This is a genomic window from Corallococcus sp. AB049A (assembly GCF_003668885.1).
GTDB lineage: Bacteria > Myxococcota > Myxococcia > Myxococcales > Myxococcaceae > Corallococcus > Corallococcus interemptor.
Window position 1 is genome coordinate 1 of record NZ_RAWL01001353.1, and the last position, 403, is coordinate 403.

1 protein-coding gene is annotated in these 403 nt (G+C 64.0%); it reads right to left on the reverse strand.

Annotated elements, in window-relative coordinates:
- Positions 1-403 (reverse strand): DUF885 family protein (locus tag D7X55_RS47200; protein ID WP_121725803.1); only part of this gene is annotated, 403 nt, incomplete at both ends.

Sequence of the window (403 nt, forward strand, 5' to 3'; positions counted from 1 at the left end):
CCGTAGGACAGTACCTGGTCGTGGTACGCCTTCAGGTTGAACTTGTCGCCCAGCTTTTCCTGCACCGCCTTGCGGGTGTCGAAGTGTTCCTGCGCACCCACGAAGTAGGTCGGCAGCTGCGCCGAGGTCAGCTGCGCGCGCACCCACTTGCCGGCCGCTTCGCTTTCCTGCTGGAACGCGTCGTGGGTCATCAGGTGCATCGCCTTCTCGCGATCCCAGTTGTCCACGTGCACGCCCTGGTCGAGGATCGCGTTGGAGATCGTGCGCAGGTAGAACTTCAGCTGCACCAGGTGGAACAGCGGGTCGTTGTCGAGGTAGCCCTGCTCCTGCATCATGCGCTCGGTATAGACCGCCCAGCCTTCGGCGAACAGGCCCGAACGCAGCACCGCACGCAGGGTGGAGG